Consider the following 7,049-nt stretch of genomic DNA (forward strand, 5'->3'; position numbering starts at 1 on the left):
TACAAGGATAATAAATAAGTGAAATTAAATGTGGAGGTACTTGATGATGAATTCCCAGAAAGACTTTAACGAGGCGTTTGAATTTCATTCCGGTGTTCGCCTTAGGAACCGAGTCGTGATGTCACCGATGACAACGGTGCAAAGCTTTTTCAACGGAACGGTTACGGAAGATGAAATTGCGTATTACAGGGAACGTGCGACTGGTGTCGGCGCTGTAATCACTGGATCGGCCAATGTGCAGGATGGTGGCAAGGGCTGGCCTGGTGAACTGAGTATCGCCCATGATGCTCAATTACCGGAACTGACCAAGCTTGCTAGTGCCATTCACGATGGCGGTGCTAAGGCAATCGTTCAAATTTTTCACGGTGGTCGGATGAGCGAGCCGGATGCTTTGCGGGGCAAGCAGGCAGTTTCAGCAAGTGCTGTTCCGGCAGAGCATCGGGATCCTAATGTCCCGACACCAACGCCACGGATGATGACTGTTTCTGAAATCCATGAAACGGTGAAAGCATTTGGGGATGCAACGCGTCGTGCTATCACAGCGGGTTTTGACGGGGTGGAACTTCATGGTGCGAACACTTACCTTTTCCAGCAGTTTTTTTCACCACATTCAAATCGACGCACTGATGAATACGGTGGTTCGTTAGAAAAAAGATACCGGTTTATCGACGAAGCCCTTCATGAAATCTTTAAGGTCGTTCAGGCTAATGCTAAGACCCCCTTTGCGGTTGGCTATCGGTTCTCCCCTGAGGAATTTACGAACCCAGGGATATCATTCACCGATACTCATTACCTGATTTCAAAATTGATCGCGTCGCCTTTAGATTACTTACATCTTTCTTTAGATGATTACAAGCGGGTTTCAATTGATCCAGACTATCAAGGAAAGCCCATTTTAAATTACGTTAATGATGCAATAGATGGTGCAAAACCCTTGATTGGTGTTGGCGGGGTCAGATCTAGAGAGGACGTCAACAACGTTCTGGAAAATGCCGATATTGTCGCGGTTGGACAGCAGTTGCTTGTCGATCCGTACTGGGTTCAAAAATTAATCAACGGGGCAGATGATGAAATGGTCACTGCAGATTTTGTAAAGGCGATTGAATATGTTCATTTTGCAAGGCCACTGTATGATTTCTTGGTTGCCCGTTATCAGTCGATTCCGAATGTTTAACCATTGTTTGAATCCACTTTTGATTATTATTTGCTAACGCGTTTGTTAATTTGATCGAACGTGCTGGGATTACAAACAAAGAAGGTGAGCATCAATGAAAGCAATAGCGATTAACCACTATGGCGCCAGTAATCAATTTGAGTTAATGGACTTGAAATTACGTGGCATACAAGCGGATGAGGTAGTGATAGATGTCCGCGCAGCTGGTGTGAACCCCGTTGACTGGAAATTGCGGCGCGGCGACTTACGCCACCAATTCAACTGGGAGTTACCCATTGTATTAGGGTGGGATGTTGCTGGCATTGTGTCAGAAATTGGCAGTGATGTTGCCAACGTTAAAGTGGGGGATGCAGTTTTCGCGCGTCCTGATATGTCAAACCGCGGTGCGTACGCTGAACAGACCATCGTCAAGGCTAATAAAGTCGTAGTTAAACCAATCAACCTTTCGTTTGAGGAAGCCGCTGCTGTTCCTTTGACGGCAATCACAGCTTGGCAAGTGATCCATAAGCGATTAAAAGTGCGCAAAGGCGAGGCAGTTTTGATTCAGGCCGGTGCTGGTGGTATTGGCATTTTTGCGATTCAATTTGCGCATCAATTAGGGGCAACCGTTGTCACAACCGCGCGGACTGAGAATGCTGAATTCTTGGCACGACTGGGTGCTAATCAAATCGTTGATTACCGTGCCCATCGCATTACCGACCTGCCGCATACTTTCGATGCGGTTTTTGATACTGTTGGTCAAATTACTGATGGTATGGCGGTTCTGAAACCAGGAGGTCGGTTAGTTTCAATTGAAAGCGATCCTAGTGACCAAAATTGGCCAGATGATAAAACAGCGTCTTATTGGTGGACTGACCCGAATAGTACGGATCTTTCTTTGATAAAAAGGATGATTGAATCTGATCAGGTGCGCGTGCCAATAAACGAAATAGTGCCATTTACTGTTCCCGGTGTGATGCGGGCACACGAGTTAAGCGAATCGCATCATTCGGTTGGAAAAATTGTCATTTCGATGAAGACTTAAATTGTCCTGTTTTGTGCGTGAGTGAGAAGAAGTGAGCACCAATAGTCTTTATCGGAATAAGGTGAGTCCAAACCTGACTAGCTCAGCTATTGCAAGCTCTGAAAAAATTGATTACAGTGAAGTTATCCCCAAAGAGGGATGGTTATGTTTTATCAAGTTAGAAAATGTGACGTCCCCCTCACGTTAATTGTTCCTTTTCCTACATCTGCAACTATCTATAAAAAGGCACCCGGGCAGTGATTGCTCTCGGGTGCCTCTTTGTGTTGACTTTATAGTTCACGCTTAACATGGTCAGTCAAGTACGTTACAAACTGGCGTCCCGCTTGAGATAAGCTGCCTTGAGGGTAGACAATTTGCAGGGTGCTGAAGATTGGCGTTTTGAATGGCAATGCGACATATTCGCCTGGTGCGAGGTCCTTCATCGTGTTATTAAATAAAAATGTTGCGCGCTGGGTGTCCTTGATAACGCCAACCAGCGTTTCGATGTGGGTCGATGTAAAGCGGATATGCGGGGTATAACCGGCCTGATTAAAGAGGTCGTTGACCACCTCGTAAATGCCAGAGCCGGATTGCAGGATTGCGATGTCATAATCTTTCAACTGATCGATGGATAGACTTGTTTCATGGGCGAGGGGATGCCCTGCCGGCAAGACGATTTTTAACTCATCTCGATTTAAGTTGATGAAGGTGTACTGTGACGCGTTCAACAGATTTGATTGGACGTCACGAATAATGCCCAGGTCAAACTGTCCGGCTTGCAATTGGTCTAACAGTTGAACACCCTCGACTTCCTCCATGACAATGTTGATCTGCGGGTAGTCGGACATAAAATCGTTGATTCCGCTGATTAGGCTAAACTGTGACATAACGGGAATGCTGCCGATGTGCAGGACGCCTTTTTTGAGTTCGCGATAGGCTGCCAGTTCGTTAGTCATCAGGTCATATTGAGCCAAAATCGTTTGGGCGTATCGGTATAAAACTTCACCGCTCTCCGTAATGTATAGATGTCGCTTGTTTTTGGTTGAAATGAGTTTGGCATTCAGCTCATTTTCCATGGACTGAATCCGTTTTGACAAGGCCGACTGTGTCATCGACAGCTCCACTGCGGCATCCGAAACGTTGCGAAGTTCGTATAGTTTTACAAAGTTTTTTAAATCATCGATCGTCAAAATGAACACCCTTTCATCGTTATTCCGTTTGGGAATAATGATAGTCTAAATCTGATTTGTTCACAACTATAAGGGTGCTTAAGATAGTGAACGTAATCTAAATGGAGGTCAAAACTATGACAGAACAAAAGTATGATCTGCGAAGCGTTCTCGATGAACTTAAATCAGATCCATCTCAGTATCACGAAACTGATGTTGAAGTCGATCCAGTCGCACAACTCTCCGGGGTTTACCGGTACATTGGCGCTGGTGGGACCGTGCAGCGCCCAACTCAGGAAGGCCCCGCAATGATGTTTAACAACGTGACCGGCTTTCCTGGTGTGCGCGTGTTGACAGGTCTTATGGCAAGCCGCAAGCGGGTCGGAAAGATGTTTCACACCGACTACAAGACGCTGGGACAGTATCTGAACAAGGCCGTCAGCAATCCCGTCTGGCCAGTGATGGTCGGTGAAGACGAGGCGCCTGCTCACGAGATTGTTCACCGGGCAACCGACAGCGATTTTGATATTCGCAAACTGGTGGCTGCACCCACAAATACACCCGTGGATGCCGGCCCATATATTACTATCGGGGTCGTTTTAGGCTCTAACATGGACAAGTCCAAGAGTGACGTGACGATTCACCGGATGGTGCTTGAAGACAAGGATAAGATCGGCATTTATATTATGCCCGGCGGCCGGCACATTGGTGCGTTCGCTGAAGAATATGAGAAGGCAAACAAGCCAATGCCCATTACGATCAACATTGGTTTGGATCCCGCAATCACCATTGGTGCGACTTTCGAGCCGCCGACCACACCATTCGGTTACAACGAACTGGGTGTTGCCGGTGCGATTCGTCAACAGCCGGTCGACCTTGTGAAGGGGCTGACCGTTGATGAAAACGCCATCGCTCGTTCGGAATATACGTTGGAAGGCTATATTATGCCCAACGAACGCATTCAAGAGGACATTAACACCCATACCGGGAAGGCCATGCCAGAATTTCCCGGATATGATGGTGACGCAAATCCTGCGCTGCAAGTTATCAAGGTAACAGCTGTAACACACCGGAAAGTGGATCCAATCATGCAGAGCGTTATTGGGCCGAGCGAAGAGCACGTCAGCATGGCAGGGATTCCTACTGAAGCAAGTATCCTGCAGCTGGTGAACCGGGCCATTCCAGGTAAAGTTAAAAACGTGTATAATCCGCCGGCTGGTGGTGGGAAGTTGATGACCATCATGCAGATCCATAAGGACAATGAAGCGGATGAAGGGATTCAACGACAAGCAGCACTCCTAGCTTTCTCAGCCTTCAAGGAGCTTAAAACCGTCATTTTAGTTGATGAAGACGTCGATATTTTCGACATGAACGATGTGATTTGGACCATGAACACCCGTTTCCAAGCGGACCAAGATCTGATGGTCCTGTCTGGCATGCGAAACCACCCGTTAGACCCTTCAGAGCGGCCGGAATACGATCCAAAGTCGATCCGGACACGCGGGATGTCTTCAAAACTGGTGATTGATGGGACAGTTCCGTTTGATATGAAGGATACCTTTGAACGGGCACAGTTCATGAAGGTTGATGATTGGGAAAAGTATTTGAAGTAGGGCGTTCCAAGAGGCAGCTAATGAAATAGCCAGCTGTCCTCGAAAACGCGATTCAGCGTAGTCAATTCGCCACGCTGAAGAACTATAGAGTGGAGATGAAATTTTGGAAACGGAAAGTATTAGCCTGAAAACAAAATTAGCAATCGTTTCAGCGGGGATGATCTCGTTTATGGGGATCTTAGTTGAAACGTCCCTTAACGTGACCATGACGACGTTGAGCAACTTGTTCAACGTGAGTGTCGGGACGGTGCAGTGGATCACCACGGCATACTTATTGCTGGTAACGATCATGATGGCTGCCATGGCCTTTATCATGCGTAAATTTAGTTTTCGGTCGATATTCATTGTGTCAGCATCAGCCTTCATTGTCGGGTCGATCGTCTGTGCAATTGCGAACAGCTTTGCAATTTTACTGATCGGACGGATGATTCAAGCGCTCGCTACTGGGCTCGCAACGCCGCTGATGTTTCAAATTATTAACGTAAAAATTCCAAACTCAAAGGTGGGTACCTATAATGGGGTAGCCAGTATGTTGACTTCGCTGTCACCAGCACTTGGCCCGACCTATGGCGGAATCTTGAACACGATGATGAACTGGCGGTGGATCTTCTGGATCGTGTTGCCATTGAGTGTCATTATTTTACTGCTTGGAATGTACAGCATTGATGTGCCTGTTCAAAACGCCGAAGCACGGAAATTAGACGGCGTCGGCATGGTACTGCTGAGTTTCGTCTTAGTCGGCTTTATCTGGACGTTTAACGAGGCTGGCCTTGCCGGTTGGAACTCCGCAAACTTCTGGGTATCATTGGTCGTTTCAATCGTACTGTTGGCGTTGTACGCGTTGTACAATCGCAACAGCAGCAAGCACGTACTGGACTTTAGCTTGTTGAAACAAAAAACAGTGCTGCTGTACCTGATCAATTACTTTGTGTTGGCGTTTGTTAACATCGGTATCTCATGGTTATTGCCACTGGTTGCCGAAGTGAACCTGAAACAAAGCTCCATGGTCGCCGGGTTACTTGTTTTGCCAGGTGCTTTGATTGGGGCAATTATTTCGCCAAGTACCGGGTCGTTAATGGATCGGAAGGGTGCCTTTTTGCCACTGATGATCGGAAACAGCTGCCTATTGCTGGCTGCCGTGTTGTATTTTGCCTTCTCAGCAGCAATGACGTCGATGATCTTACTGTTGTTATTCGTCATCTTGAGAATTGGTGTCGCATTCAGTTTTGGGAACGTCATGGGTGCAGCCAGTCAACAGGTTGCACCAGAAAAACGGGGCGATATCAACTCCCTGTTTAACATGATGCAACAATACGCGGGCGCTATGGGGACCGTTATTCTAGCCTCCGTTGTCAGCGCGATCGAATTGTCGAAGGGGTCAACGTTCACTCAGACCCAACAGGGTGCAACTGTTGACTACGTTGTTTTAATCGTTTTAGCTGCCATTGCATTGGTTTCTGTGCTGGTGAACCACCAGTTGCAAAAACGGATGGCGATGATGAGCGGTGAAGTAGAGTAAAAAGAATGGAATAGCACACAGCCCGTTACTTTGACAAAAAAGTGACGGGCTTTTCTGTAATAATTTATTGCATGATTCGTCCATACAAAAAGGCCATCCAAGCATCACGTAAGAGGAATCTTGCGTGTGATTGGATGGTCTTTTAATTGGCGAATAACGCGTTAGTGTTGAAAGCTAGACAATCAGCCTACAGTGACAGGGTTGCAGAACCGCCGTCAAGGGTGAATTCTTTAACGTTTCCATCTGCGTGAACGTAGACTTTAGAACTGCCTTTCAAGCCGTCAGCAGACAACGTGATGGTGCTGCCGCTGCGTTCTGCAGTGACGTGACCAGCAGGCTTGCCTTTTTCATCAACGACCCGGGTCGTTTCCTTGGCACCGTCTGCGAATTCGTACAGGTGGATGTCGGGGGAATCAGTGTAATCATACTCAGCGTGTTCCGCGTTTGGATTGCGTAAAATGATGCTGTTTTCACGAGCTAAAAGTGGCAGTGTGAGGTTATCATAAGTTTCGTCAAACCATTCACCGTTCTTAACATCGTAAGTCTTTTCGTTGAGGATGTTGGTCCACTT

5 protein-coding genes and 1 pseudogene are annotated in these 7,049 nt (G+C 47.0%); 4 read left to right on the top strand and 2 right to left on the bottom strand.

Annotated elements, in window-relative coordinates; all coding sequences use genetic code 11:
- The first annotated feature begins 43 nt into the window (after positions 1–43).
- Positions 44–1,174 carry an NADH-dependent flavin oxidoreductase gene (locus tag FC82_RS14755; RefSeq protein WP_235809253.1) on the top strand — a complete coding sequence of 377 codons (1,131 nt, stop codon included), beginning with the start codon at positions 44–46 and terminating at the stop codon, positions 1,172–1,174.
- Positions 1,175–1,268: 94 nt separating this feature from the next.
- Positions 1,269–2,198: an NADP-dependent oxidoreductase gene (locus tag FC82_RS14760; RefSeq protein WP_054760214.1), complete on the top strand. Its 930-nt coding sequence runs from the start codon at positions 1,269–1,271 to the stop codon at positions 2,196–2,198.
- A 269-nt stretch (positions 2,199–2,467) separates the two neighbouring features.
- On the opposite strand, the gene FC82_RS14765 is transcribed toward FC82_RS14760, so the two are convergent.
- Positions 2,468–3,367 carry a LysR family transcriptional regulator gene (locus FC82_RS14765; protein ID WP_056997385.1) on the bottom strand — a complete coding sequence of 300 codons (900 nt, stop codon included), beginning with the start codon at positions 3,365–3,367 and terminating at the stop codon, positions 2,468–2,470.
- Between the two features lie 116 nt (positions 3,368–3,483).
- Here FC82_RS14765 and FC82_RS14770 point away from each other — a divergent pair, with 116 nt between their 5' ends.
- Both FC82_RS14770 and FC82_RS14775 read left to right on the top strand, forming a co-directional pair.
- Positions 3,484–4,959, top strand: a complete 1,476-nt coding sequence (locus FC82_RS14770; RefSeq protein WP_056997386.1) for a UbiD family decarboxylase — start codon at positions 3,484–3,486, stop codon at positions 4,957–4,959.
- Positions 4,960–5,062: 103 nt separating this feature from the next.
- Entirely contained in the window at positions 5,063–6,478 is a 1,416-nt protein-coding gene (locus FC82_RS14775) for an MFS transporter (protein ID WP_054760215.1), read from the top strand.
- 187 nt (positions 6,479–6,665) lie between these two features.
- Here FC82_RS14775 and FC82_RS17245 read toward each other — a convergent pair.
- Positions 6,666–7,049: pseudogene (locus FC82_RS17245) on the bottom strand (alpha-xylosidase); the annotation flags it as partial.

This window comes from Secundilactobacillus collinoides DSM 20515 = JCM 1123 (assembly GCF_001435975.1).
Taxonomy (GTDB): domain Bacteria; phylum Bacillota; class Bacilli; order Lactobacillales; family Lactobacillaceae; genus Secundilactobacillus; species Secundilactobacillus collinoides.

What these genes read in the sequence shown, in the direction of transcription:
- FC82_RS14755 (WP_235809253.1), top strand. Translation starts at nt 44, where the DNA reads ATGATGAATTCCCAGAAAGACTTTAACGAGGCGTTTGAATTTCATTCC.
- FC82_RS14760 (WP_054760214.1), top strand. Translation starts at nt 1,269, where the DNA reads ATGAAAGCAATAGCGATTAACCACTATGGCGCCAGTAATCAATTTGAG.
- FC82_RS14770 (WP_056997386.1), top strand. Translation starts at nt 3,484, where the DNA reads ATGACAGAACAAAAGTATGATCTGCGAAGCGTTCTCGATGAACTTAAA.